The organism is Thioclava sp. (genome assembly GCF_048263065.1).
Lineage (GTDB): Bacteria > Pseudomonadota > Alphaproteobacteria > Rhodobacterales > Rhodobacteraceae > Thioclava.
In genome coordinates this window covers 1-23108 of the sequence record NZ_JBLXEM010000008.1, presented here as the reverse complement: position 1 = coordinate 23108, position 23108 = coordinate 1, and the positions used below count along the sequence as shown (strand labels likewise).

Here is a 23108-nt window from a genome sequence, read left to right as displayed (position 1 = left end):
ACATGCTGCCGGGCCTGAGTGACGCACTGACCCCTCATCGCCTGTTTCTCTCGGGCGCGCTGCATGAGGGGGCACAGACGATTCTGCTGATTTCGCCCGATGAGCCGGGATTTTGGGCCCATGTCACCGCCCAGCCCGAGTTCGGCGATGGTGCGCCCGATCCGCTTGATCGCTGGTCAAGCCGTGTGATCAGCGCATTGGCCGCGCAATTTGGCGCACAGGCGCGCTTTCCCTTTACCGGGCCACCGTGGCACCCGTTCGTGCGTTGGGCGATCGACTCGGGGCAAAGTTTCGAGTCGCCCATTCACTTGATGGTTCATGCGCGCATGGGGCTTTGGGCGAGTGTGCGCGGCGCGCTGGTGCTACGCATGCGCCTGCCCCTGCCTGCCCCCGCCACCAATCCCTGCAATGGCTGCGCGACTCCCTGCACCACTGCCTGCCCGGTCGCAGCCCTTGGTCCGCAGGGCTATGACGTGCCCGCCTGTCACGCCCATCTGGACGCACCCCAAGGGCAGGCGTGTCGAAATTCGGGCTGCCTTGCACGGCGCGCTTGCCCCGCCGGTGAAAGCTATGGCAGGCTGGCGAAACAATCTGCATGGCATATGAGGCAATTTCACCCATGACCCCAACCGGCCACCATCGCCTGATCCTCACCCGCCACGCAAAATCAAGCTGGGATGATCCGCTTATCGAAGACCAAGACCGCCCGCTAAATGCGCGCGGCCGCCTCGCCGCCACCGAGTTGGGCGACTTTCTTGCCTCGCGGGGGCTGGAACCCGAAGAGGTTATCTGCTCAAGCGCGCTGCGCACCCGCGAGACATGGGACCGTGTGGCTGGTGCCGTGATCGAGACTCGTCCTGAGTTGCGCTACAGCGACCAACTCTATCACGCGAGCCCCGAAACCCTGCTCGAAGTTCTTAGAACAGCCCACGCGCCCACGGTGATGATTCTGGGCCATAACCCCGGCATCGCGGAATTCGCCCGCCAACTGCTCGCGCGCGAGGTCCTCGATCCGAATTTCCGCCGCTTCCCGACGGGCGCGACGCTGATCGTGGATTTCCAGATCAAGGATTGGGCCGATCTTGAACCCGGTCAGGGCTCGATGCTCGACTTCTTCACACCCACGCGAGACCGATAGAAGAAGGGCCGGGGAACGCCTCAGCCCTTCCAAATTCGTGAAATGTTTTGGGGGACCGCCAAGGCTTTGGTAGTCGGGAGCAACGCCCCTGCCCCCCCCTATTAGTGCCCCAGAATCTGGCTCAGGAACTGCTTGGTGCGATCCGATTGCGGGTTGTTGAAGAAGTCATGCGGGTTGTTTTGCTCAACGATCTGACCGTCGGCCATAAAGATCACCCGGTTCGCCACGGCCTGCGCAAAGCCCATCTCGTGGGTCACACACAGCATGGTCATGCCCTCTTCGGCCAGCTCGATCATCGTATCAAGCACCTCTTTGATCATCTCGGGATCAAGCGCCGAGGTCGGCTCGTCAAACAGCATGATCCGCGGCATCATGCACAAGCTGCGCGCAATCGCCACGCGCTGCTGCTGACCGCCCGAAAGCTGACCGGGATATTTGTCAGCCTGCTCGGGGATCTTCACCTTCTCAAGGAAGTGCATCGCCGTTTCGATGGCTTCTTTCTTGGGCGTTTTGCGCACCCAGATCGGGGCCAGCGTCAGGTTTTCAAGGATCGTGAGATGCGGGAACAGGTTGAAGTGCTGAAACACCATCCCCACTTCGCGCCGGATCTTGTCGATATTCTTGAGGTCATTGGTCAGCTCGATCCCGTCGACGATGATCTTGCCCTGCTGATGTTCCTCAAGACGGTTGATGCAGCGGATCAGCGTCGATTTCCCCGATCCTGAAGGCCCGGCGATAACAATACGCTCGCCGCGCTGCACGGTCAGGTCGATATCGCGCAGAACGTGAAACTGGCCATACCATTTGTTCATGTTCTCGATCTGGATCGCAACTTCATCGCTGACCTGCATGTGGCTGCGGTCAACTTCGCGTTCGAAATGTGGTTCACTCATGTGTGTTCTTCCTTAGTGATTGTCACGTTGCAGTCGGTTCTCGAGATGCATCGAGTAACGCGACATCGCGAAGTTCAGGATGAAGAAGATGGCGCCGACAAAGACGAAGGGTTCCCAGTAGATCCCTTTCCAATTGAAGTCGGCGCGGATGAAGTCGGGAATGCCTTTGAGCGGATCAAACAGCCCCACAAAGACGACCAGCGTGGTGTCTTTGAACATCCCGATAAAGGTGGACACGATGCCCGGGATCGAGATTTTCAGCGCTTGCGGCAGAATAATCAGCCGTTGCGCCTTCCAGTAATCTAGACCCAATGCATCCGCAGCCTCGTATTGCCCGCGCGGCAGGGCGGCCAGACCACCCCGGATCACCTCGGCGATATAGGCAGCCGCGAACATCGTCACGAGGATCATCACCCGCAGAATGATGTCAAAGTTCGTGCCCGGCGGCAGGAAGTAGTTCAGCAGCAAAGAGGCCACGAAGAGCAGCGTGATCAGCGGCACGCCACGGATGAACTCGATGAAGATGATCGACAAACCCTTGACCAGCGGCATATCCGATTGCCGCCCCAACGCGAGGATAATCCCCGCAGGCAACGACATCGCAATGCCCCCGACGCCCAGCGTGATCGCCAGCAAGAAGCCCCCGAACTTGGCCGAGTCGACATGCTCGATCCCCAACGGGATCATGGAATGAAACAGGTCAATCAGCGGCCCGACGGCGAAAAGGAAATACAAGATCGCCACAATCGCCCCGGCCGAGAAGCCCGCGATAGAGCCATACTTCCCCACAACGCTAGACACGACCCAGCCTAGCGCAAACCCGGCCAGCACCAATAGCGGCGCCCAGATCGAGCCGCCCCAAAGTAGCCAGACGGCGAGGAACGGAAAGAGCGGCGTAAACCAGACGACCTTTTTGGGCACCCACTGAAACATCAACGGGCCAACGGCCACGAACAACAGCGCAAAGGTCAAAACCGGACGCCAGTACAGCTCACTCGGGTAGAACCCGAAAAGAAATTGGTGCCAGCGCTCGTTGATCATCGCCCAGCACGCTCCGGTTGCCCCGGCACCGTAGCGCTCGGTGATGATCGCGCGACATTCCTTGAGTGAGTTGGCATCCCAAACGCCATGGGCGAACCACGGGTAGAAATGCATCACGAAGCTATAGGTAACGTAAATGCCCAGCAGCGTGAGCAGCGTGTTGAACCATCCCGAGAACAGGTTCTCGCGTAGCCATTGGATCGCCCCTGATTGCCCGGCAGGTGCGGGTTGCTGGGGCAGCATCGTGTCGCGCACATAGGCGACAGTTTGGGCGTGCGTGTCGCTCATATCACCGCTCCTTCAGCTTGACGCGATTGTTGAAAATATTCATCCCGCCGGAAATCAGCAGCGAAATCACCAGATAGATCAGCATCATCAGCGTGATCGCCTCTAGCTCGCGCCCCGTTTGGTTCAGCGTGATGCCCCCCAGTGTGCCGCGCAGATCGAGATAGCCGACTGCGATGGCAAGCGAGGAGTTCTTCGTCAGGTTCAGATATTGCGAAATCAGCGGCGGAATGATCACCCGCAACGCTTGCGGCAAAATCACCAGACGCATCGTGCGATTGGGCCGCAATCCAAGCGCAAAGGCGGCCTCGGACTGCCCCTTTGAAACGGCTAGAATACCGGCGCGCACGATCTCGGCGATGAAGGCGGCGGTATACAGCGACAGCCCCGCCCAAAGCGCAATAAAAGCGTTGGACACGTTCGTGCCCTTGGTAAAGTTGAACCCTTTGAGTGCCGGCTCTTCTGGGTTAATGCCCAAAACAGTGACAAGGATCGCCACCGGCAGCACCCAGATCGCGAGGTTCTTCCACCACGTTGTTGGTCGCACACCGGTTTTCGCCTGCATCTGAGTGGCGCGTTTGTTCAGCGATTTTGTCACGAACCAGCTTGCCAGCAGCACCAGCACAATCGCGAGGAAGTTCAGTGAAATCGGGGCCAGCGCCGTATCAAGCGAGCCAAGACTGCGATCAAAATGGATCGAGGGGATCGCGGTATAGCGGTTGGTGAAGGCGACCGATTCAAATAACATCGAGGTCTTGGCCTCGCCGGTCGCCGCGTTGACCTTATAGGCGTTGGGAGAGGGTGCAACTTCCGTCAGCAGCGCAAGCGCCACCAAGATCCAAAGCAGCACAGGAATATTGCGAAAGACTTCGACATAGATCGTCATCATTCGCGCAACGAGCCAGTTTTTCGACAGGCGCAGCACGCCGACGAGCACGCCGATAAAGGTTGCCGCGATACAGCCTAGGAATGACACCCACAGCGTATTCAGCAAGCCAACCAACAGCGCGCGGCCATGGGTCATGTCGTTGTTATACGGGATCAGGGCGTTGCCGATATCATAGCCAGCACGCTGTCCAAGGAAACTGTAGTTGAAATCCTTGCCCAGAGCGTTGAGGTTCTGGATCGTGTTATCGACCAGCCAGCCGACAAACCCCATCACCAAGAACAGCACCACGATCTGGATCGTCATCGAGCGGTAACGCGTATCATATATAAGCTGGCTGAGCCGGAAGCCTGTGTGCTCCGGCGCGTCTGGCGCAGTAGTCATCTGTATTTCCCCTGTTGCCGTAGCGCTTTTTGTTATGTGGCCATTCTATGTCGGGCCTTGGGGATGGTCTCCCCCGCGCACGGTCTTTTGATAAAAGGTCAGGGGCGCGGAATGAACCGCGCCCCTGCCAGTGTCGTCTTAGCGGAAGGGAGGAGCGTACATCAGGCCGCCCTGCGTCCACTGAGCGTTCAGCCCGCGTGCCAGACCGATCGGGGTCTGCTCACCAATGGTTGCGGCAAAGATCTCGCCGTAGTTTCCATTCGCCTTGATCGCGTTCACAGCCCAGTCTTTGCTCAGGCCGACCATCGCGCCAAGATCACCCTCGGTGCCAAGCAAGCGCTTGATTTCCGGGTTCTCAGTGCTTTTCGCCAACTCGTCGATATTGGCCGAGGTCACGCCGTATTCTTCGGCTGCGATCAGCGCGTAAACCGTCCAGCGCACGATATCGGTCCACTGGTCGTCACCCTGACGAACGGCCGGTGCGAGCGGCTCTTTCGAGATGATTTCCGGCAGGATCACGTAATCGCTGGGATTTGCGAAGGCTGCGCGCGTTGCGGCCAGACCCGATGCGTCGGTGGTGTAAGCGTCACAAGCGCCAGCCAAGAACTGTTGCTCGCCCTCAGCATTGGAATCAACAGTGATCGGCTGATAGCTCATGTTGTTGGCTTTGAAGTAGTCAGCCAAGTTCAGCTCTGTCGTGGTGCCGGTCTGGATACACACGGACGCGCCGTCGAGTTCCTTGGCCGAAGTCACGCCGGAATCTTTGCGCACCATGAAGCCCTGACCATCGTAGTAGTTGGTCGCGGTGAATTGCAGCTTCAGGTCGGTGTCGCGCGAGAACGTCCAGGTGGTGTTGCGCGCCAGCAGATCGACTTCGCCCGAACCCAGTGCGGTGAAACGCGTCTGACCCGAGGTCGGCACGTATTTCACTTTCGAGGGATCGCCAAGCACGGCACCCGCAACAGCCTTACAGATCGCGACATCAAAGCCCGACCAGTTGCCGTTTGCATCGGGTGCGGCAAAGCCGACAAGCCCGGTGTTCACACCGCAGATCAGCTCGCCACGTGCCTTCACGTCGTCAAGCGTTGCTGCACCAGCAACCCCGGCAGCCAAGGTGGCCGCAGTCAGCGCGCCGATAAACACGGATTTCTTCATTTTTACCTCTTCCTGTTTCGCCGCCCTGTGGGGAGCGGTTCTTGGACGGCCCGCAGTGGACCAAATTACAGTGTCCAGTGACACATCGTAACGAAAGTGTGGTCCAGATCAGGAAAGAAGGTCAAGGCCGCTTTCGGGTTTCCGTGAGGCCATTTGCACATTTGATCGGCAATAGCCGTTGAAATAGGCGCATTCTTGGTCGGAAAGGAAATCGCGACGGCTCACGAATGGGCGAGTGCCCAGATTCGCGCCGCTTGTAACAGCGCCTCATTTTTTAGAGATGCGAGGTCATCAGCATCTTCATCCGCGCCCCATTGCTCGCTTTGCCAGTCCTCGTCGATGCGCGACAAATCCCACGCCTGCTGCGCATCCAGCCGCCCGCGCGCCACCGCAAGCCCCAAAACCAGCGATCCGGTGAGCGAGATCAGATCGTGCATCGCCGCCAGTGCAAACGGATTGAGGGCCGCCAATTCTGCGCGCAAACGGGCCAGTGCGGCTGCGTCCTGATCGACCGGAATCACCCCGGACGTGACAGCAAGCCGCGCGCCATATTCGCCCTCTGCCCAATTCAGTAGCGCGTCCCAAGCCTGCGCCTGACGCGTGATCAACTCTTCGGGACCGTCGGCGCGATAGCACAGCAAATCGGTGCCGCCATACTCGGCCAGCAGACCGACCACCTCGTCAAACTGCACCGCGACCTTGTCGATCGCGGCATTGGCCGAGCGGGTGACGGGCATCGTCTCGGGGCGGATCGCGCCCTCTTGCGCATCCCATTCCGCCGCAATCGCCTGCGCCATCGCAAGGGTCGGCACGCGCAACTCGGCCTTGGCGGGTGTACGCAGCGGGCGGCCATCCAGCATAACGCCGAAATCTTGCTTGCCGGCATCGACCGTCGCCTCTTTCCAAAACCGTTTCGCGGCCCATTCGCTCATGCGCGCATCCCCCACACGTCAAACAGCGCCGCTTCCAGCGCGTCAAAATCGCTGACCATCCGGTGCGCACCTGCGGCTTCAAGCTCAGCGCCCGGATGATAGCCCCAGCGCACACCAATGGTGCTGACCCCTGCGGCGCGACCCATCTCAATATCATAGCTCGTATCGCCAATCATCACCGCGTCCCCTGCTCCGACGCCCGCCTCGGCCAGCGCGGCGGCAATCATCGACGGGTGCGGCTTGGAAGGATGATCATCGGCGGTTTGCAGACTGACAAACAGTCCGTTTAGCCCGTGATGCTCGATCAGCGCGCGCAAGCCACGGTGCGATTTGCCCGTTGCCACCGCCAACAGCAGATCGTCGCGCGCCGCCAAACGATGCAGCAGCGCCGCCGCACCGGGATAAAGCGGCGCAGGATCAGCCGCACGCGCGCTCATGTAGCTTTGCTTGTAACCCTCGACGATGCGCGCCTGCGTGCCGCCATCCAGATCGGGCGCAAGGCGCGCCACCGCGACGGGCAGCGACAACCCAACGATCTGCAACACCGCCGAGGCAGCAGGGGCCGCTAGACCCGCCGCCTCAAACCCCATCCCCATCGCATGGGTGATATGGGTCTGGCTGTCCGAAATCGTGCCATCCACATCAAAAATCGCCAGCTTCATGCAAGATCCTCAAACGGGTCGGCGGGCACGTCGCGCTCGTTCCAGCCCAGCGTATTCCATGTGCGCTTCATGTGATCGGGCATCGGCGCGACCAAAGTGATGCGCTTGCCCGAAATCGGGTGGTCGAAACTGATCTGGCGGGCGTGCAGATGTAGCTTGCGGCTGATCTCTCCGCCCAGTTGCGCGCCCCAGCCATCGCCCAGATTTTCCTGCCCCGAGCCGCCATATTTACCATCGCCCACAATCGGATGACCGATCTCTGCCATATGCGCGCGCAGCTGATGGGTGCGCCCGGTGATCGGCACCAGCGCGACCCAGGACGCCCGCGTTCCCAGCGCATCCAGCACCGCGTAATCGGTCGTGGCCCGTTTGGCATATTCGGTCTGATCGACCTTGGACGGGTGGATGCAATGCATCTTTTCGCCCTCGCCGCCACGCCCATGCCCCGGCGCCTTGACCAGACCAAAGCGCACCGTGCCCATTTTCGGGTTGGGCACACCGGCGACGGCCGCCCAGTAAATCTTGCGCGTGGTCTTAGAACGAAACGCCTCGGACAGGCGGCGCGCGACGCGATCCGTGCGCGCCAAAAGCAGCACGCCGGACGTGTCTTTATCAAGGCGATGCACCAGCTTTGGCTTATCCTTGTAGCCAAATAACAGCGCCTCGGCGAGCCCGTCGACATGGCGATTGCCCTGCCCCGAGCCGCCCTGACTGGGCAGACCAGCGGGTTTGTTGAGCGCTATGATATGTTCGTCCTTCCACAGCACGCAGCCCTGAATAAACTGCGCATCTGCGTCAGAGATCCCCTCAACGTCATTGGGCGGTGGCGCATCAGGAATCGGCGGCACACGCACGGTTTGGCCAGGCGCTACACGCGTGTTAGCCTTGACCCGACCGCCATCGACGCGCAGATCGCCCTTGCGACACATCTTCTCGATCATGCCTTGGGAAAGCTGCGAAAACCGCCGCTTGAGAAAACGATCAAGGCGTTGCTCGCCCTCATCCTCGGTAACCTGAATTTGCTGCACACCGCTCATAAAACTGCCCTCATCATCGAAACGCCCGCAAACAACCCGACCAGTGCGGCAAGAACCGACAGCGCGATATACGCGGCTGCCATCCCGGTCTGGCCGCGCTCTATCAACCGATAGGCTTCCAGCGAGAACGAGGAAAACGTGGTAAACCCGCCCAGCATTCCGGTTGCCAGAAAGGCGTTCCAATGGGTCAGTTGCTTGGCCCCCAGAAACACAATCAATGCCCCCATGAAGAACGACCCGAGGATATTGGCCGTAAGCACGCCCAGCGGCATCGGCTGCGGCCCGAAGCTGCGCATCATGCCTACCCCCAAAAGATAGCGCCCCGAAGCGCCGATCGCGCCGCCAAGCGCAACCTGCAAAACCGTTGTCAGCATTGGTGTCTCCTTTGTCGCCCTTGGACCGAAGGGGGCGGCAAATGTCAAGTTTGGCGACGCTCGCGCTGCTTGGAGAACCAATCGAGGCGCTTTTTCAACTCGCGTTCAAAGCCGCGCTCGACGGGCTGATATAGCACCGGACGCTTCATCGTCTCGGGAAAGAAGTTCTGCCCCGAAAAGCCGTCTTCTGAATCGTGATCATATTGATAGCCCGCACCGAACCCCTGGCTTTCCATCAGCTTGGTTGGCGCGTTCAGGATATGTTTGGGCGGCGGTTCAGAACCGGTCTGCTTGGCTGCGGCGCGCGCCGCCTTGTAGGCGACATAGCCCGCGTTCGATTTCGGCGCGAGTGCAAGATAGAGCACCAGTTGCGCCAGCGCCAACTCGCCTTCGGGGCTGCCAAGGCGTTCGTAAGTGTTCCACGCGTCGATGCTAAGGACCTGAGCTTGCGGATCGGCCAGACCGATATCTTCGACCGCCATGCGGGTCAGGCGACGCGCCAGAAAGCGCGGGTCTTCGCCGCCTTCCAGCATCCGCGCGAACCAGTAAACGGCGGCATCCGGATCGCTGCCGCGCACCGATTTATGCAAGGCCGAGATCAGATTATAATGCTCATCGCCTGACTTGTCGTATTTCGCGGCGCGCTTCATCAGCCGCGTGGACAGCGCATCGACATCCAGCGGCTTGCTCAGCTTCCACGCCGCCACCTGCTCAATCAGGTTCAGCAACGCGCGCCCGTCGCCATCGGCCATTTCCAGCAGCGCCTCGCGCGCCGGCCCCGTTAGCGGCAAGGCCCGATCCAGTGCCTTTTCTGCGCGCTGCGCGAGGCGTTCCAGATCGGCCAGATCAAGCCGTTCGAGGATCATCACCTGCGCCCGGCTTAACACAGCGGCATTCAACTCAAAGCTGGGATTTTCCGTGGTCGCGCCAACCAGAAGGATCGTGCCATCTTCCATATGGGGCAGGAAACTATCCTGCTGAGCCTTGTTGAATCGGTGGATTTCATCGACGAACAGCAACGTGCCCCGCCCCTGCGTGGCGCGCAGTTTGGCGGCCTCGAACACTTTGCGCAGATCGGGCACGCCGGTAAAAATTGCGGAAATCTGCACGAAGGCGCGATCAGATGCATCCGCCAACAGCCGTGCAATCGTGGTTTTACCCACACCCGGCGGCCCCCACAGGATCAGTGAGCCAAGCGAGCCCGCCGCCAGCATCGCCCCCAGCGGCGCATCGGGGCCAAGCACCTGCTCCTGCCCGATCACCTCGGACAGGGTGCGCGGACGAATGCGGTCAGCCAGCGGGCGCGGTGCCTGCGGCGCGCCAGCGGTGGGATCAGAGGGGGTGTCAAACATATCGGCCATATCTAGGGCAAACTAGTGCTAAGCCGGGGCATGGGAAAGCCCCCGCGCGCGTGGGGTCGCGCGGGGACGCGTTTTATAGGTCAATGGAGGTTCTGCGAGAAATCCATCGAGACCACTTGGTTGTCGATCCCGTCGATCTCCATCACCGGGCCCATCGCGGTCATATCAATGCCCACGCGCCCGGCCCAACGTGGCCAGTTCGCGTTCAGCAACGTCAACGCCGAGCGTGCACCCAAGCGACGTGCGGCGCTGCCGATCTCCATCACCAGCTTGGCATGAACGCGACGCCGGATTCCGGCAGGCACGTCATGGGCGACGAACAGCCGCGAGCTTTCCCAGACGGTTTCGGACACAGGCGCCTCGTCATACAGCAAATGGGACGGAATCGTCTTGAGCAAGCCACGCTGCGCATCACGGATCATGTAGGTATAGATGCCGCATTTCGTGGTCGTGGGCGTCAGACGGTTGCCTGCCAGCACCTTGCCCAGTTCGTCATGGACGACAACCCAGCGACTGGCCGGAGTGTCATATTGGTCGTATTCCATGCCCATCGCTTCGGGCAGATCCCATTTGTTTTGCACGATGAACAACTCGCGCCGCGCCCGAAGCATGTTGGCAAACAACGTGCCATGGTTGTGGAAATTATCGAATGAAAGTGTGGTGGTCTGCATGTCTTCCTCCTGCAGGGTTGGGTGGTCAAACAGCCGTGCGGAGGGCAACAAACATTAAAGCAGTCGATAGTCCTTTGCGCGTTGGATAGCTTCGGCCGTTGTTCTGGCCATCAGCCTCGTTCGCGCAGAATTCAGCCGCGCCTTGAGAGCGCTTTCTGATATACCCAGTTTCGCGGCTGCCGCCGCATGTCGATCGCCCCCAGCAACACAGCGCAGCGCCTCGATCTGGGCTTTCGTCAGGCTTTCGGGAGGCTGAGTTAGCTCGTGCAACTCGCACACGATCTCCATCAAACTCTCGATCTCTTCGTCGCTATATTCCCGGTCGTCGCGCGCAAAACTTGCGATTGTACGGGATTTAATCGGGCCACAGGAAATTGTGCACCCGTATTTGAGGCCGAATTTTCGCGCCTCGACGAAAAGATGAAACGGATCAGGCAGACCCGGATCACTCCATCGGATCGAGCCGTTGGAAGAGAACCCCCAGGCTGTCATTGGATCGCGCAATACAAACCCGTTTTCCGTGTAATGATCCAACCAAGCCTTACTATAGGTTTGGTAAGTCATTAGCGGGGCGGTAAAGCGGATATGCAATCCAACAAAATACCCAAGCGGCGCCCTGCGGCCCAGCTCTTTTAACTTCAGATCGATTCTACTCTGTATCGACATATCTTTTTAGACAGGTTGAGGAAAAATCGGTCAACTTTAAAGTGAATTATACCGAGGCTTTTCTTGTTTCTTTTTCAATGATTACGCAATTTTTAACGGTTTGCAAAGTGCAGGATGCCTCCTTTCTTCAAGAATGATTAGGCCATTTCTAAGGCGATTCCTGAGAAGCATGAAAAAAACCCGCCGATGAGGGCGGGTTTTCGTCTTAGCGACATTTTTAAGCAACGAACTCGGTGCCCGAGGATCAATCCTCAGCGGCTTCTTCGGCTTCGACGCGGGCTTTGTCAGCCTTGCCTTTGGCGGCCGGATCACGATCAACGAATTCAATGATCGCCATCGGAGCCATGTCGCCGTAGCGGAAGCCCGCCTTCAGAACGCGAACGTAGCCACCCTGACGCTCTTTGTAGCGCGGGCCGAGAATTTCGAACAGTTTCGCAACATACTGATCTTGCTTGAGCTGGCTGGCAGCCTGACGGCGTGCGTGCAGATCGCCGCGCTTGGCAAGCGTGATCAGCTTTTCGATGACCGGGCGCAGTTCTTTGGCTTTAGGCAGAGTCGTTTTGATCTGCTCGTGCTCGATCAACGAGCCGGCCATGTTAGCAAACAGCGCTTTGCGGTGTTCGTGGGTGCGGTTTAGGCGGCGGTAGCCGCGAGCGTGACGCATGTGAAGTCTCCAAATCTAGCGTTTTACTTTGTCAGGCTGGCGATGCGTGTCACCAACTCACCTTGGGATCTTGCGATCCAGATCGTCCCCGGCAGTTCCGGGCATTTGTGAGGGGCGTCTATCCAACGCCCCCCTATTCGTCAATCAGAACTGGTCTTCGAAACGCTTAGCAAGATCTTCGATGTTTTCCGGCGGCCAGTCTTCGACTTCCATCCCAAGATGCAGCCCCATGCCCGAAAGCACTTCCTTGATCTCGTTGAGCGACTTGCGGCCGAAGTTCGGCGTGCGCAGCATCTCTGCTTCGGTTTTCTGGATCAGATCGCCGATATACACGATGTTGTCGTTCTTGAGGCAGTTGGCAGAGCGCACCGACAGTTCCAGCTCGTCCACTTTCTTGAGCAGAAGCGGGTTGAACTCGAGACCATCATCCGCGTCTTGCTTGCCAGCCGATTCCGGCTCGTCGAAGTTGACGAAGATCGACAGCTGGTCTTGCAGGATGCGTGCCGCAAAAGCCACCGCATCATCTGCCGACAACGAGCCATCGGTTTCGACCTTCATCGTCAGACGGTCATAGTCGAGAACCTGACCTTCGCGGGTCGGGTGAACTTCGTAGGCAACCTTCTTGACCGGCGAGTAGATCGCATCAATCGGGATCAGACCGATCGGCGCATCTTCGGGACGGTTTTTGTCAGCGGCAACATAGCCCTTGCCAGTGTTCACGGTCAGTTCCATGAACAGATCGGCGCCGTCATCAAGGTGGCAGATCACGTGCTCTTTGTTGAGCACTTCGATGCCCGAGGTTTCGGTGATGTCGCCTGCGGTGACAACGCCCGGACCCTTGGCCGAAATCGAGAGGCGCTTGGGCCCTTCGACATCCATGCGCAAAGCCACGCCTTTGAGGTTCAGCACGATATCGGTCACGTCTTCACGCACACCGGCCACGCTGGAAAACTCGTGCAGCACGTTGTCGATCTGAACGCTGGTAATTGCAGCGCCTTGCAGCGAGCTGAGCAAAACACGACGCAGCGCGTTGCCCAGCGTCAGGCCAAAGCCGCGCTCCAGCGGTTCCGCTACGATGGTCGCTTGGCGCAGCGGGTCATTGCCCGGCTTCACGTCAAGCTGCGTGGGCTTAATCAATTCGGCCCAATTCTTGTGGATCATGCGTTTGCCTCCATACTTGTCCCAGACCCATGTCCAAAGTCGGGACGCCCGAGGAAAAAACCGAAAAACACGGTTGGGCCGCGCGGGAAGTCCGCACGGCCCAACCGTTGAAACTTAGATCAGACGCGGCGACGCTTCGGCGGGCGGCAACCGTTATGCGCGATCGGCGTCACGTCGCGGATCGAGGTCACTTGCAGACCCACAGCCGCCAGCGCACGCAGAGCCGACTCACGACCCGAACCGGGGCCTTGAACTTCGACATCAACGGTCTTGAGGCCGTGATCCTGTGCCTTCTTGGCAGCATCTTCGGCAGCCATCTGGGCAGCATAAGGCGTCGATTTACGCGAGCCTTTGAAACCCATCGTGCCAGCCGAGCTCCACGAAATCGCGTTGCCCTGAACGTCAGAGATCAGAATCTTGGTGTTGTTGAACGAGGAATTCACATGCACAACGCCAGTGGCGATATTCTTGCGTTCCTTGCGCTTAGCGCGAACTTTTTCACGAGCCATCTGTCCTGCCTCCCCTTACTTCTTCTTGCCAGCGATAGCTTTCGCCGGACCTTTGCGCGTGCGCGCGTTGGTATGGGTGCGCTGGCCGCGCACGGGCAGGTTGCGACGATGACGCAGGCCACGGTAGCAGCCGAGGTCCATCAGACGCTTGATGTTCATCTGGGTCTCACGACGCAGATCGCCTTCAACGGTCAGATTGGCGTCGATGTGCTCGCGGATGGCAAGCACTTCGCTGTCGGACAGATCATTGACGCGACGGGTCGAATCGATGCCAACGGCTTCGCAGATTTGACGCGCCGTGTGTTGACCGATTCCGGTGATGTATGTCAGAGCGATCGGGACGCGTTTCCCGGTCGGAATGTTGACGCCAGCAATACGTGCCAAAGCGTTTATCCTTTCGTTGCGGTTCCGTGATCCCAGAACCTTTTTTCACAACACAAGGCCCGAAACTGGCGCTTCGGGCCCGTGATTCCTTCCCCAAAGAATCTTTCCCAAGCGGAAACGATTCTGACAAGAGACGCCGTGACCTAGAGGCAAACGCCCGCAGGGTCAAGCTTTGTTTAACAGATTAGCGCTGCTGATCGAGAACACGTGAGATAGCTTGCGAAACTGCGTCCATTTCGGCGAGCCCATCAATCTGGAACAACTCGCCCGCGTGATAGTAATAGCCAATCAACGGTGAGGTCTTTTTATAGTATTCCATCAAGCGGGTGCGCAGGCTTTCCTCGTTGTCATCCGCGCGGCGTTTGAGGTTGGTGGACCCGCACACATCGCATTTGCCCGGCACTTTCGTCGGTTTGGTTTCGTCGTGATAGACCTCACCGCAATCACCGCAGGTAAAGCGCCCGGTGATGCGTTTGACGAGCGCCTCGTCATCGACCTGCATCTCGATCACCGCATCCAGCTTTTGGCCCATACGCGACAGCAACCGCCCCAACGCATCTGCCTGCGCCAGCGTGCGCGGGAAGCCGTCAAAGATGAACCCTGCCCCCTCGTCGGCGGCCAGTTTTTCTTCGATCAGACCGATCACGATCTCATCGGTCACAAGCTGACCCTTGGCCATCACCTCGGCAACCTTGTTGCCCATCTCGGTGCCCGAGTCCTTGGCCTCGCGCAGCATGTCACCAGTGGACAGCTGAACCATGCCGCGCTCTTCGACCAAACGGCGGGCTTGGGTGCCCTTGCCCGCGCCGGGCGGGCCCAAAAGGATGATATTGGTCATCGTCTGTATCCCCGAAATCTCGATTTAGCGGCGTGCGGGCGGCTTGCGCGGCCCTTTCTTCTTGCCACGGCCCCGCAGTTGCGAGCGCTCGATCAGGCCCTCATATTGGTGGGCCAGAAGATGCGACTGGATCTGGTTGATCGTATCCATCGCCACCGACACAACGATCAGCACCGAGGTGCCACCGAAATAGAATGGGATCGAAAGTTGCGAGCGCAGGATCTCGGGCAGCAGACAGACAGCAGCCAGATAGCCAGCGCCGATCACCAGAATGCGCGAGACGACATAATCGAGATAGTCTTCGGTCTTTTTGCCAGGACGAATGCCGGGCACAAAGCCGCCTTGGTTCTTCAGATTTTCAGCCACTTCGTCGGATTTGAACGACACGTTGGCGGTGTAGAAATACGCGAAGAACACGATCATCGCTACGTAGAACAGCAGATACAGCGGCTGTCCGGGGCCGAAATAGGCTAGGATCGTCGACATCACCGGGCCGGTATTAGAGCCCGAAAACGTCGCGATCGTTGTCGGCAGCAGCAACAGCGAGCTGGCAAAGATCGCCGGGATGACGCCTGCGGGGTTGACCTTGATAGGCAGGTGGCTGGTGCCGCCATCATAAACCTTCATGCCAACCTGACGGCGCGGATATTGAATATGGATCTTGCGCAATGCGCGCTCCATGAACACCACGAAGGTGATCACCAAAGCGATCATCAGCATCACGCCAAGGATAACGGGGGTCGAGATCGCACCCGCCCGGCCCTGCTCTAGGAAGCGTGCAAGGGCTGCGGGAATTTCCGCAACGATGCCGGTAAAGATGATCAGCGAGATGCCGTTGCCGATGCCGCGCGCGGTGATCTGCTCACCCATCCACATCAGGAACATCGTGCCGCCCACCAGCGTCACCACCACAGCGGCGACAAAGAACAGGCCCGGATCATGCGCCAGATCGCCCTTTTCAAGGCTCACGGCCAAACCCCACGCCTGGAACGTCGCCAAAGCAACGGTCGAATAGCGCGTGATCTGGTTGATCTTTTTGCGGCCCTGCTCGCCCTCTTTCTTCATCTGCTCCAGCGCGGGGACCAATGCGGTCAGCAACTGGATGATGATCGAGGCCGAGATGTAGGGCATGATGCCAAGCGCAAATACGCCCATACGCCCCAGCGCGCCGCCGGTGAACATCGACAGCACCCCGCCCAGACCCGAGCCGGCGCTTTGCATAAAGTCACGCAGCGATTGCGCGTCGATGCCGGGGACCGGAATGTAGGTGCCCAAACGGTAGATGATCAGCAAACCGATAGTGAAGAAGATGCGCTGGCGAAGCTCGGTGGCTTTGCCCAGGGCGTCCCAGCTCAGGTTCGCCGCCATTTGCTCTGCAGCAGATGCCATATGCCTGTCTCTTTCATGTAAGCAGCCGCCAGACCGTTTCCCGGTCGGGCGGCGCCTTGGAAAACTAAGACTGTGTAATCGGGCGCGCGCCCGCTCACAACAGCTTATTCAGCGGCAGTTGCCACCGTGATCTTGCCGCCAGCCTTTTCGACCGCTTCAATCGCGGATTTCGAGGCGCCCGTGACCGTGATCGTGACCTTCGAGGAGATCTCGCCTTTGGCCAGAACGCGCACGCCATCCAGCTTGCGACGCACCAGACCCGCTGCGATCAGCGCGTCTTCGGTGATCTCGGCTTTGCCATCAAGCTTGCCTTCAGCGATGAATTTCTCGATCTGGCCGAGGTTCACCACGTTGAATTTCTTTGCATTCGGAGGCGTAAAGCCACGCTTGGGCAAACGGCGATAGAGCGGCATCTGGCCGCCCTCATAGCCGTTCAGAGCCACACCGGAACGCGATTTCTGACCTTTGATACCACGGCCAGCCATCTTACCTTTGCCCGAGCCGGGACCACGCGCAACGCGCTTGGCTTTTTTCGCAGCGCCGGGATTGTCGCTTAGTTCATGCAGTTTCATGTCGCTTCTCCTTGCCGGAACACCACCATCGAAGCGTTTTGGGTGGGACACGGCTTTTCGTGATTGATTCTGTTGCGGCCAAGGGGCCACCGGGGGCGTATAGAGCGAACGCCGCAGCGGATCAAGGGCTACCCGCACTCTAATGGCAGTGAACACGGCCCGCTTTTTTATCCATGTGGCAGCATTGTCCAGCCGGGGAGCTTTTGCGGCAGCCTCCGCCGTGCTCAACCGTATCGACCGCTCGAAGCGATGATAGCGGGGCTTCCTGTGCAGCAGCGATGGACATCCAAGAAATAGCGCATGCTGACACAAACAATAATCGTAAAATCATAATCGCCTCCAAAATGGATTAACGTTTTGTTAACCTATTTCAGGGTGCGGTTTCCGACAAGAAAATGTTGTCAAAACAACAAAACGCCCCGGCTGTTTCCAACCGGGGCGTCTATATCTCTACCAAACCAAGCTCACGCTCAGCCGCGCTCTTCGATGATTTTCACCATGTGCGGGATCTTGGCGACCATGCCGCGCACGGCGGGAGTGTCTTCAAGTTCGCGGGTGCGGTTCATCTTGTTCAGGCCCAGACCTTTGAGGGTCGCGGCTTGAATCGCGGGGCGGCGGATCGGCGAGCCGATCTGTTTGACGACGATCGTTTTAGCCATTGTCCGTTCTCCTTACGCTTCCGCAGCTTCGGCGGGTGCCTCGGCCTCGGGTTTTTTCAGGATGTCGGCCACTTTCTTGCCACGGCGTGCGGCCACCTGACGGGGGCTTGCTTCTTTGCCGAGGCCATCAAGCGTGGCGCGGATCATGTTATAGGGGTTCTGCGAGCCGATCGACTTCGCAACAACGTCCTGCACACCGAGCATTTCGAACACGGCACGCATCGGACCACCTGCGATGATCCCGGTACCAGCCGGAGCGGTGCGCATGACCACTTTACCAGCGCCGTGACGGCCCTCAATATCGTGGTGCAGCGTGCGACCATCGCGCAGCGGCACGCGCATCATGTTGCGCTTGGCGGATTCAGTTGCTTTGCGGATCGCCTCGGGCACTTCTTTTGCTTTACCCTTGCCGAAACCGACACGGCCGCGCTGATCGCCAACAACGACGAGAGCAGCAAAGCCAAAGCGCTTACCACCTTTAACGGTTTTGGAGACGCGGTTGATCGCAACCAAGCGATCTGCGAATTCCGGCGTTTCGTCGCGGTCTTGGCGGCCCCGACGGTTATCACGTTCTGCCATGCGGCAATTCCTTTCAAGATGGCGCGCTTGCACGCCAGTTTATGCAATCCAAGTGGGCCGCCCAAGGACGCCCCCGGATCATCGGGGGGACGCGAACGTCCCCCACCAGTCTTAGAACTTCAAGCCACCTTCACGCGCAGCATCGGCCAAAGCCTTGATTTTGCCGTGAAAGAGGAAGCCACCGCGGTCGAAATAACAAGCTTCGACACCGGCTTTCTTGGCGCGCTCGGCGATAGCAGCACCGATTTTGGTGGCTGCTTCGACGTTGTTCTTGCCCACGACACCGAAATCTTTTTCGAGCGTCGAGGCCGAAGCCAACGTCACACCGTTCACGTCGTCGATCAGCTGAACGCTGATGTTTTTCGACGAACGGTGCACCGAAAGACGGGCGCGACCAGCGGCCATCTTGCGCAGTTTGTTCCGGACGCGCAGGCGGCGCTTGAGGAACAGATCTCTTTTGCTGTTTGCCATTTTTGCGCCCCTTACTTCTTCTTGCCTTCTTTGCGGAAGACATACTCGCCCTTGTAGCGAATACCTTTGCCCTTATAGGGCTCGGGTGCGCGCCACTCGCGGATGTTGGCCGCAACTTGGCCCACCTGCTGCTGGTCGATACCTTCCACAACGATTTCGGTTTGCTTGGGGGCCGTAACGGTCACTCCTTGCGGAACCTCGAAGTTCACTTCGTGCGAGTAACCGAGCGACAGTTTCAGGACATTGCCCTGCATCTGCGCACGATAACCAACCCCTTGGATTTCAAGCTCTTTCTTGAAACCTTCCGAGACACCCTGCACAAGGTTCGCAACCTGCGAGCGGGCCATACCCCACTGCTGGCGCGCACGCTTGGACGAGCCGCGCGGCGTGATTTTGACGGCGTTCTCTTCAATCGTGAAGGTCACGTCGTCCGTGGCGGTGAATGTGCGGGTGCCCTTGGCGCCCTTCACTTCGATGGTCTGGCCCGACAGAGACGCCGTAACGCCGCTGGGAAGCTCGACCGGTTTTTTACCAATACGAGACATTGAGCCCTCCTTAGAACACGGTGCAGAGCACTTCACCGCCAACATTGGCAGTGCGTGCAGCCGCGTCAGACATCACACCTTTAGATGTCGAGACGATGGAAACGCCAAGACCCTGACGAACCGTCGGCACATCCTTCGCGCCCATGTACACACGACGACCGGGGGTCGACACGCGCTTGAGCTCACGAATAACGGGGGTGCCTTCGTAGTATTTCAGGCTGATTTCAAGCTCCGGGTGCCCTGCGGCATTCGAAGCGGCTTCATAACCGCGAATATAGCCCTCGTCCTGGAGCACATCGAGCACCCAAGCGCGCAGCTTGGAGGCCGGCGTGCGGACGGTGGATTTACCGCGCATTTGCGCGTTGCGGATGCGGGTCAGCATATCGCCGAGAGGATCGTTCACAGACATATCTCGGTCTCCCTTACCAGCTCGACTTTACCATGCCGGGGATCTGACCGTAGGAGGCCAGGTCGCGCAGCATGATCCGCGAGAGTTTAAGCTTACGATAGTAAGCGTGGGGGCGGCCGGTCAGTTCACAACGATTGTGAAGGCGGACAGCCGACGAGTTGCGGGGAAGTTCGGCGAGTTTCAGAGACGCTTTAAAACGCTCTTCCATCGGACGTTCTTGATCCGCAATGATTACCTTGAGCGCGGCGCGCTTCGTCGCATACTGTTTGACCAGTTTTTGACGCTTCACTTCGCGCGCAACCATGGATTTCTTAGCCATTAATCTCTCTCCCCGCGATCAGCTGTTGAACGGCATGTTGAAAAGTTTCAACAGCGATTTCGCTTCGGCATCCACGTTGGACGTGGTGCAGATGATGATGTCCATGCCCAGCACTTCGTCGACTTTATCAAAGTCGATTTCCGGGAACACGATCTGTTCTTTCAGGCCCATGGCGAAGTTGCCACGACCATCAAAGGACGGCTTCACGCCACGAAAGTCGCGCACGCGCGGCATTGCAACGTTGATCAGGCGGTCGAGGAATTCATACATCCGGTCGCCACGCAGCGTGACTTTACAGCCCAGCGGCATTTCTTCCCGAACGCGGAACCCTGCAATCGACTTTTTCGCCATGGTCATGACGGCCTTTTGGCCTGCGATGAGCGTCAGCTCCTCGGCGGCTTGCTTGACCTTCTTGGTGTCCTTGACGGCTTCACCGACACCCATGTTCAGGACGATCTTGTCCAGACGCGGGATCATCATGTCGTTTTTATAGCCGAACTCTTCTTTCATCGCGGCGCGAATCTGGTCGGTATAAGCGGCCTTCAGGCGCGGCGTGTAACTTGCTTGATCGAGCATCAGAGCGCCTCCCCGGTGGTCTTGGCGAAACGCACTTTCTTGCCGTCTTCCTCACGGAAGCCAACGCGGGTGGCTTTGCCATTTTTGTCCATCAGCGACAGGTTCGACAGCGCGATCGGCATAGCCTTAGGCTGGCGACCACCCTGTTCGGTCTGGGTCTGACGGGTGTGACGGATGGAGACGTTCACGTCTGCCACGACTGCTTTGCCAGCTTTGGGCGAGACAGAGGTGATTTCCCCCTGCTTACCTTTGTCTTTGCCAGCAAGCACGATGACCTTGTCACCTTTACGGATCTTAGCAGCCATTACAGCACCTCCGGAGCAAGCGAGATGATCTTCATGAAGTTCTTTGCACGCAGCTCGCGCACGACCGGCCCGAAGATACGGGTACCGACCGGCTCACCATTGTTGCCAAGGATGACGGCAGCGTTGCGGTCGAAACGGATGGCGGTGCCATCTTCGCGACGAACTTCTTTGGCGGTGCGTACGACGACGGCCTTACGGACGTCACCTTTCTTTACGCGGCCGCGCGGGATGGCTTCCTTGACGGAAACGACGATGACATCGCCAACCGACGCGTAGCGACGGTGCGAACCACCCAGGACCTTGATGCACTGAACTCGGCGAGCGCCGGAGTTATCAGCAACATCCAGATTGGTCTGCATCTGGATCATTAGGTTTCTCCCGACCTATGGGGACCACCGTGCAGTCAGGGGCCCCAGGGTTTCGATTGAGCTGAACGCTCGTCTTGGCCGTTAGGCCGTGACGACCGTCCAACGCTTGGTCTTCGAGATCGGCGCGCATTCTTCGATACGAACAATGTCACCGGTCTTGAATTGGTTAGCCGCGTCATGGGCGCGGTATTTCTTGGATTTCCGGATCGTCTTTTTGAGAACCGGATGCGTGAAGCGGCGCTCAACCGAAACCGTGATGGTTTGGTTGTTTTTGTCCGAGGTCACGGTGCCTTGAAGGATACGTTTGGGCATGAAAGCTCTCCTTAGTTCGCGGCTTCAGCAGCTTTGTGGTTCAACACGGTCTTGATCCGCGCAACGTTGCGGCGAACCTTGCGCATCCGCGCGGTGTTCTCGAGTTGACCGGTGGCTTGCTGGAAGCGGAGGTTGAAGGCTTCCTTTTTCAGCGAAACGAGCTCGTCTTTCAGCTCATCAGGCGTCTTAGCCTTGAGTTCTTGGGCGTTCATCCCGGGTCCTTTCTTGGCATCAGAGGGCCCCATAGGGTGACCCTTGATCTGATGGGTTATGTCGGTCCTGACTTCAGGAACTCGCGGCATCTAACAGAGAGAATCAGATATGGCAAGGATTCATTGGCCTTTGCCCCGCTTTGGCGTATGCACGGGGCAACCCTACCCCTATCAGCTCGGAAAATCCCATGTCGAAACCCAAATCGAAATCGCCCGCTAAAGACGCCAAGAAGGCCGAAGCGAAAGCCATCGAGAAGGCCGCTACGACATCCTCTGGCATAGCCGCTGCGACATCTCAGATCGAGTCGCTGTTTGTCACCCGCCTCTATCGCGCCCCTCTTTCAGCCTATGCGCCGAAAGTCGACGCCGCCGAGTTGGAACATTCCTGCTATGCCATCGCCGAGGATGACGAGGCCGGTCAGCAATGGTGCGAGGAGAACGACTATCCGGGCTATACCAGCTACGCCTCGCTGACCGACCTGCCGTGGCGGTTTCCGATCTTCAAGGACATCGTGAAGGCGCTGGACAAACATATCGCGGCCTTTGCCAAGGATTTGGAATTTGATCTGGGCGCGGGCAAGCTGGTGCTGGAAGACATCTGGATCAACATCCTGCCCGAGGGTGGCACCCATGCCTCGCATATCCACCCCCATTCGGTGATTTCCGGCACGACCTATGTCGCGATGCCCGAGGGGGCATCAGCCCTCAAACTCGAAGACCCGCGCCTTGCAATGATGATGGCCGCCCCCACGCGGGTGAAGACCGCGCGGCGCGAGCTGCAACCCTTCATCTACGTCAAACCCGAAATCGGCGACGTGCTGCTCTGGGAAAGCTGGCTGCGCCACGAGGTGCCGATGAACATGGCCGAGGAAGAGCGGATCTCGGTGAGTTTCAATTATAAGTGGGTGGATTGAGGGGCGCTACGTGCGAAGGCCGGAGCGCGGATGAAGCTGCCGTTAATCAGTGGCAAATGAAGGGCTGAATCGTCCCGGTTTCACCGGAGACCTTTAGCTTCATTTCACGCGACCATATCGAGCACGTCGCGCTGTGCATAGAAGTTCTCTTCAGCCTCTGCTGGCGGGATGTTTCCGATGGGGCCAAGCAGGCGTCTGTGGTTGAACCAATCGACCCATCCGAGGGTGGCCATTTCCAGATCTTGCATGTTGCGCCATGGACCCTGGCGGTGGACCAGCTCGGTTTTGTAGAGACCGTTAATCGTCTCAGCGAGGGCGTTATCATACGAGTCCCCGACGCTGCCGACCGATGGTTCGATGCCTGCTTCGGCCAAACGCTCGGTGTATCGAATGGACAAATATTGCCCGCCGCGGTCCGAATGGTGGATCAAACCGCC

General features: G+C 58.7%; 33 protein-coding genes. 3 read left to right on the top strand and 30 right to left on the bottom strand.

Annotated features, from left to right (window positions below; translation table 11 throughout):
• The first annotated feature begins 2 nt into the window (after positions 1–2).
• Both ACN0SD_RS12470 and ACN0SD_RS12465 read left to right on the top strand, forming a co-directional pair.
• Positions 3–623: a ferredoxin gene (locus ACN0SD_RS12470; protein WP_417808565.1), complete on the top strand. Its 621-nt coding sequence runs from the start codon at positions 3–5 to the stop codon at positions 621–623.
• Positions 620–1138: a SixA phosphatase family protein gene (locus tag ACN0SD_RS12465; RefSeq protein WP_417808564.1), complete on the top strand. Its 519-nt coding sequence runs from the start codon at positions 620–622 to the stop codon at positions 1136–1138. Before ACN0SD_RS12470 ends, ACN0SD_RS12465 begins: the two co-directional genes overlap by 4 nt.
• A gap of 101 nt (positions 1139–1239) precedes the next feature.
• Here the strand turns inward: ACN0SD_RS12465 and ACN0SD_RS12460 are convergent, their stop codons facing one another.
• The 29 genes from ACN0SD_RS12460 to rpmC form a co-directional block, all read right to left on the bottom strand.
• The gene (locus ACN0SD_RS12460; RefSeq protein WP_417808563.1) at positions 1240–2031 is read right to left on the bottom strand and encodes an amino acid ABC transporter ATP-binding protein; all 792 of its coding nucleotides are present in this window, start codon (positions 2029–2031) and stop codon (positions 1240–1242) included.
• A gap of 12 nt (positions 2032–2043) precedes the next feature.
• Positions 2044–3360 (bottom strand): amino acid ABC transporter permease, encoded by a 1317-nt coding sequence (locus tag ACN0SD_RS12455; protein ID WP_417808562.1) that lies wholly within the window; start codon positions 3358–3360, stop codon positions 2044–2046.
• A gap of 1 nt (position 3361) precedes the next feature.
• A complete protein-coding gene (locus ACN0SD_RS12450) occupies positions 3362–4627 on the bottom strand; it encodes an amino acid ABC transporter permease (protein WP_417808561.1) in 1266 nt (421 codons plus the stop codon).
• Between the two features lie 138 nt (positions 4628–4765).
• Positions 4766–5782, bottom strand: coding sequence for an amino acid ABC transporter substrate-binding protein (locus tag ACN0SD_RS12445; protein WP_417808560.1), 1017 nt, complete (start codon positions 5780–5782; stop codon positions 4766–4768).
• Between the two features lie 221 nt (positions 5783–6003).
• Positions 6004–6714 (bottom strand): ATP12 family chaperone protein, encoded by a 711-nt coding sequence (locus tag ACN0SD_RS12440; protein WP_417808559.1) that lies wholly within the window; start codon positions 6712–6714, stop codon positions 6004–6006.
• The gene (locus tag ACN0SD_RS12435) at positions 6711–7376 is read right to left on the bottom strand and encodes an HAD-IA family hydrolase (protein ID WP_417808558.1); all 666 of its coding nucleotides are present in this window, start codon (positions 7374–7376) and stop codon (positions 6711–6713) included. Before ACN0SD_RS12435 ends, ACN0SD_RS12440 begins: the two co-directional genes overlap by 4 nt.
• Positions 7373–8413: an RluA family pseudouridine synthase gene (locus ACN0SD_RS12430; protein WP_417808557.1), complete on the bottom strand. Its 1041-nt coding sequence runs from the start codon at positions 8411–8413 to the stop codon at positions 7373–7375. The genes ACN0SD_RS12435 and ACN0SD_RS12430 overlap by 4 nt, the downstream gene beginning before the upstream one ends.
• Positions 8410–8787: a fluoride efflux transporter CrcB gene (crcB, locus tag ACN0SD_RS12425; protein WP_417808556.1), complete on the bottom strand. Its 378-nt coding sequence runs from the start codon at positions 8785–8787 to the stop codon at positions 8410–8412. Before crcB ends, ACN0SD_RS12430 begins: the two co-directional genes overlap by 4 nt.
• Before the next feature lie 44 nt (positions 8788–8831).
• A complete protein-coding gene (locus ACN0SD_RS12420; protein WP_417808555.1) occupies positions 8832–10148 on the bottom strand; it encodes a replication-associated recombination protein A in 1317 nt (438 codons plus the stop codon).
• Positions 10149–10228: 80 nt separating this feature from the next.
• Positions 10229–10819, bottom strand: coding sequence for an acyl-homoserine-lactone synthase (locus tag ACN0SD_RS12415; protein ID WP_417808554.1), 591 nt, complete (start codon positions 10817–10819; stop codon positions 10229–10231).
• Between the two features lie 54 nt (positions 10820–10873).
• Positions 10874–11485, bottom strand: coding sequence for an autoinducer binding domain-containing protein (locus tag ACN0SD_RS12410; RefSeq protein ID WP_417808553.1), 612 nt, complete (start codon positions 11483–11485; stop codon positions 10874–10876).
• A gap of 244 nt (positions 11486–11729) precedes the next feature.
• A complete protein-coding gene (gene rplQ, locus ACN0SD_RS12405) occupies positions 11730–12149 on the bottom strand; it encodes a 50S ribosomal protein L17 (protein ID WP_038130303.1) in 420 nt (139 codons plus the stop codon).
• A gap of 144 nt (positions 12150–12293) precedes the next feature.
• Complete coding sequence (locus ACN0SD_RS12400; protein WP_417808552.1) at positions 12294–13310, bottom strand: DNA-directed RNA polymerase subunit alpha; 1017 nt, start codon at positions 13308–13310, stop codon at positions 12294–12296.
• A 119-nt stretch (positions 13311–13429) separates the two neighbouring features.
• Complete coding sequence (rpsK, locus tag ACN0SD_RS12395) at positions 13430–13819, bottom strand: 30S ribosomal protein S11 (protein WP_295536862.1); 390 nt, start codon at positions 13817–13819, stop codon at positions 13430–13432.
• Positions 13820–13834: 15 nt separating this feature from the next.
• The gene (gene rpsM / locus ACN0SD_RS12390; RefSeq protein WP_417808551.1) at positions 13835–14203 is read right to left on the bottom strand and encodes a 30S ribosomal protein S13; all 369 of its coding nucleotides are present in this window, start codon (positions 14201–14203) and stop codon (positions 13835–13837) included.
• A 184-nt stretch (positions 14204–14387) separates the two neighbouring features.
• Positions 14388–15041, bottom strand: a complete 654-nt coding sequence (locus ACN0SD_RS12385; RefSeq protein WP_417808550.1) for an adenylate kinase — start codon at positions 15039–15041, stop codon at positions 14388–14390.
• Positions 15042–15065: 24 nt separating this feature from the next.
• A complete protein-coding gene (secY, locus tag ACN0SD_RS12380; protein WP_417808549.1) occupies positions 15066–16430 on the bottom strand; it encodes a preprotein translocase subunit SecY in 1365 nt (454 codons plus the stop codon).
• Positions 16431–16534: 104 nt separating this feature from the next.
• Positions 16535–17002 carry a 50S ribosomal protein L15 gene (rplO, locus tag ACN0SD_RS12375; protein ID WP_417808548.1) on the bottom strand — a complete coding sequence of 156 codons (468 nt, stop codon included), beginning with the start codon at positions 17000–17002 and terminating at the stop codon, positions 16535–16537.
• A 470-nt stretch (positions 17003–17472) separates the two neighbouring features.
• Entirely contained in the window at positions 17473–17661 is a 189-nt protein-coding gene (gene rpmD / locus ACN0SD_RS12370) for a 50S ribosomal protein L30 (RefSeq protein WP_038130290.1), read from the bottom strand.
• A gap of 12 nt (positions 17662–17673) precedes the next feature.
• Positions 17674–18240: a 30S ribosomal protein S5 gene (gene rpsE, locus ACN0SD_RS12365; RefSeq protein ID WP_417808547.1), complete on the bottom strand. Its 567-nt coding sequence runs from the start codon at positions 18238–18240 to the stop codon at positions 17674–17676.
• Between the two features lie 111 nt (positions 18241–18351).
• Complete coding sequence (gene rplR, locus ACN0SD_RS12360) at positions 18352–18711, bottom strand: 50S ribosomal protein L18 (protein WP_038130286.1); 360 nt, start codon at positions 18709–18711, stop codon at positions 18352–18354.
• An 11-nt stretch (positions 18712–18722) separates the two neighbouring features.
• On the bottom strand, positions 18723–19256 hold the full coding sequence (rplF, locus tag ACN0SD_RS12355; protein WP_417808546.1) for a 50S ribosomal protein L6: 534 nt from the start codon (positions 19254–19256) through the stop codon (positions 18723–18725).
• A gap of 10 nt (positions 19257–19266) precedes the next feature.
• Complete coding sequence (gene rpsH / locus ACN0SD_RS12350; RefSeq protein WP_417808545.1) at positions 19267–19665, bottom strand: 30S ribosomal protein S8; 399 nt, start codon at positions 19663–19665, stop codon at positions 19267–19269.
• A 13-nt stretch (positions 19666–19678) separates the two neighbouring features.
• A complete protein-coding gene (rpsN, locus tag ACN0SD_RS12345) occupies positions 19679–19984 on the bottom strand; it encodes a 30S ribosomal protein S14 (RefSeq protein WP_417808544.1) in 306 nt (101 codons plus the stop codon).
• 18 nt (positions 19985–20002) lie between these two features.
• A complete protein-coding gene (gene rplE / locus ACN0SD_RS12340) occupies positions 20003–20560 on the bottom strand; it encodes a 50S ribosomal protein L5 (RefSeq protein ID WP_417808543.1) in 558 nt (185 codons plus the stop codon).
• On the bottom strand, positions 20560–20865 hold the full coding sequence (rplX, locus tag ACN0SD_RS12335) for a 50S ribosomal protein L24 (protein WP_417808542.1): 306 nt from the start codon (positions 20863–20865) through the stop codon (positions 20560–20562). The genes rplE and rplX overlap by 1 nt, the downstream gene beginning before the upstream one ends.
• Positions 20865–21233 carry a 50S ribosomal protein L14 gene (gene rplN / locus ACN0SD_RS12330; protein WP_295536884.1) on the bottom strand — a complete coding sequence of 123 codons (369 nt, stop codon included), beginning with the start codon at positions 21231–21233 and terminating at the stop codon, positions 20865–20867. The genes rplX and rplN overlap by 1 nt, the downstream gene beginning before the upstream one ends.
• An 81-nt stretch (positions 21234–21314) precedes the next feature.
• Positions 21315–21545, bottom strand: a complete 231-nt coding sequence (gene rpsQ, locus ACN0SD_RS12325; protein WP_038130273.1) for a 30S ribosomal protein S17 — start codon at positions 21543–21545, stop codon at positions 21315–21317.
• Positions 21546–21556: 11 nt separating this feature from the next.
• Positions 21557–21757, bottom strand: coding sequence for a 50S ribosomal protein L29 (gene rpmC / locus ACN0SD_RS12320; RefSeq protein ID WP_038130271.1), 201 nt, complete (start codon positions 21755–21757; stop codon positions 21557–21559).
• A gap of 188 nt (positions 21758–21945) precedes the next feature.
• On the opposite strand from rpmC, the gene ACN0SD_RS12315 reads away from it, so the two are divergent.
• Positions 21946–22671: a 2OG-Fe(II) oxygenase family protein gene (locus tag ACN0SD_RS12315; protein ID WP_417808541.1), complete on the top strand. Its 726-nt coding sequence runs from the start codon at positions 21946–21948 to the stop codon at positions 22669–22671.
• A gap of 104 nt (positions 22672–22775) precedes the next feature.
• Here ACN0SD_RS12315 and ACN0SD_RS12310 read toward each other — a convergent pair.
• A partial coding sequence (locus tag ACN0SD_RS12310; protein ID WP_417808540.1) for an integrase core domain-containing protein occupies positions 22776–23108 on the bottom strand: 333 nt, incomplete at its 5' end.

Excerpts from the sequence above, each read along its gene's own strand:
- ACN0SD_RS12470 (WP_417808565.1), top strand. The coding sequence starts at position 3 with ATGCTGCCGGGCCTGAGTGACGCACTGACCCCTCATCGCCTGTTTCTC.
- ACN0SD_RS12465 (WP_417808564.1), top strand. The coding sequence starts at position 620 with ATGACCCCAACCGGCCACCATCGCCTGATCCTCACCCGCCACGCAAAA.
- ACN0SD_RS12460 (WP_417808563.1), bottom strand. The coding sequence starts at position 2,031 with ATGAGTGAACCACATTTCGAACGCGAAGTTGACCGCAGCCACATGCAG.
- ACN0SD_RS12455 (WP_417808562.1), bottom strand. The coding sequence starts at position 3,360 with ATGAGCGACACGCACGCCCAAACTGTCGCCTATGTGCGCGACACGATG.
- ACN0SD_RS12450 (WP_417808561.1), bottom strand. The coding sequence starts at position 4,627 with ATGACTACTGCGCCAGACGCGCCGGAGCACACAGGCTTCCGGCTCAGC.
- ACN0SD_RS12445 (WP_417808560.1), bottom strand. The coding sequence starts at position 5,782 with ATGAAGAAATCCGTGTTTATCGGCGCGCTGACTGCGGCCACCTTGGCT.
- ACN0SD_RS12440 (WP_417808559.1), bottom strand. The coding sequence starts at position 6,714 with ATGAGCGAATGGGCCGCGAAACGGTTTTGGAAAGAGGCGACGGTCGAT.
- ACN0SD_RS12435 (WP_417808558.1), bottom strand. The coding sequence starts at position 7,376 with ATGAAGCTGGCGATTTTTGATGTGGATGGCACGATTTCGGACAGCCAG.
- ACN0SD_RS12430 (WP_417808557.1), bottom strand. The coding sequence starts at position 8,413 with ATGAGCGGTGTGCAGCAAATTCAGGTTACCGAGGATGAGGGCGAGCAA.
- crcB (WP_417808556.1), bottom strand. The coding sequence starts at position 8,787 with ATGCTGACAACGGTTTTGCAGGTTGCGCTTGGCGGCGCGATCGGCGCT.
- ACN0SD_RS12420 (WP_417808555.1), bottom strand. The coding sequence starts at position 10,148 with ATGGCCGATATGTTTGACACCCCCTCTGATCCCACCGCTGGCGCGCCG.
- ACN0SD_RS12415 (WP_417808554.1), bottom strand. The coding sequence starts at position 10,819 with ATGCAGACCACCACACTTTCATTCGATAATTTCCACAACCATGGCACG.
- ACN0SD_RS12410 (WP_417808553.1), bottom strand. The coding sequence starts at position 11,485 with ATGTCGATACAGAGTAGAATCGATCTGAAGTTAAAAGAGCTGGGCCGC.
- rplQ (WP_038130303.1), bottom strand. The coding sequence starts at position 12,149 with ATGCGTCACGCTCGCGGCTACCGCCGCCTAAACCGCACCCACGAACAC.
- ACN0SD_RS12400 (WP_417808552.1), bottom strand. The coding sequence starts at position 13,310 with ATGATCCACAAGAATTGGGCCGAATTGATTAAGCCCACGCAGCTTGAC.
- rpsK (WP_295536862.1), bottom strand. The coding sequence starts at position 13,819 with ATGGCTCGTGAAAAAGTTCGCGCTAAGCGCAAGGAACGCAAGAATATC.
- ACN0SD_RS12385 (WP_417808550.1), bottom strand. The coding sequence starts at position 15,041 with ATGACCAATATCATCCTTTTGGGCCCGCCCGGCGCGGGCAAGGGCACC.
- secY (WP_417808549.1), bottom strand. The coding sequence starts at position 16,430 with ATGGCATCTGCTGCAGAGCAAATGGCGGCGAACCTGAGCTGGGACGCC.
- rplO (WP_417808548.1), bottom strand. The coding sequence starts at position 17,002 with ATGAAACTGCATGAACTAAGCGACAATCCCGGCGCTGCGAAAAAAGCC.
- rpmD (WP_038130290.1), bottom strand. The coding sequence starts at position 17,661 with ATGGCTAAAACGATCGTCGTCAAACAGATCGGCTCGCCGATCCGCCGC.
- rpsE (WP_417808547.1), bottom strand. The coding sequence starts at position 18,240 with ATGGCAGAACGTGATAACCGTCGGGGCCGCCAAGACCGCGACGAAACG.
- rplR (WP_038130286.1), bottom strand. The coding sequence starts at position 18,711 with ATGGCAAACAGCAAAAGAGATCTGTTCCTCAAGCGCCGCCTGCGCGTC.
- rplF (WP_417808546.1), bottom strand. The coding sequence starts at position 19,256 with ATGTCTCGTATTGGTAAAAAACCGGTCGAGCTTCCCAGCGGCGTTACG.
- rpsH (WP_417808545.1), bottom strand. The coding sequence starts at position 19,665 with ATGTCTGTGAACGATCCTCTCGGCGATATGCTGACCCGCATCCGCAAC.
- rpsN (WP_417808544.1), bottom strand. The coding sequence starts at position 19,984 with ATGGCTAAGAAATCCATGGTTGCGCGCGAAGTGAAGCGTCAAAAACTG.
- rplE (WP_417808543.1), bottom strand. The coding sequence starts at position 20,560 with ATGCTCGATCAAGCAAGTTACACGCCGCGCCTGAAGGCCGCTTATACC.
- rplX (WP_417808542.1), bottom strand. The coding sequence starts at position 20,865 with ATGGCTGCTAAGATCCGTAAAGGTGACAAGGTCATCGTGCTTGCTGGC.
- rplN (WP_295536884.1), bottom strand. The coding sequence starts at position 21,233 with ATGATCCAGATGCAGACCAATCTGGATGTTGCTGATAACTCCGGCGCT.
- rpsQ (WP_038130273.1), bottom strand. The coding sequence starts at position 21,545 with ATGCCCAAACGTATCCTTCAAGGCACCGTGACCTCGGACAAAAACAAC.
- rpmC (WP_038130271.1), bottom strand. The coding sequence starts at position 21,757 with ATGAACGCCCAAGAACTCAAGGCTAAGACGCCTGATGAGCTGAAAGAC.
- ACN0SD_RS12315 (WP_417808541.1), top strand. The coding sequence starts at position 21,946 with ATGTCGAAACCCAAATCGAAATCGCCCGCTAAAGACGCCAAGAAGGCC.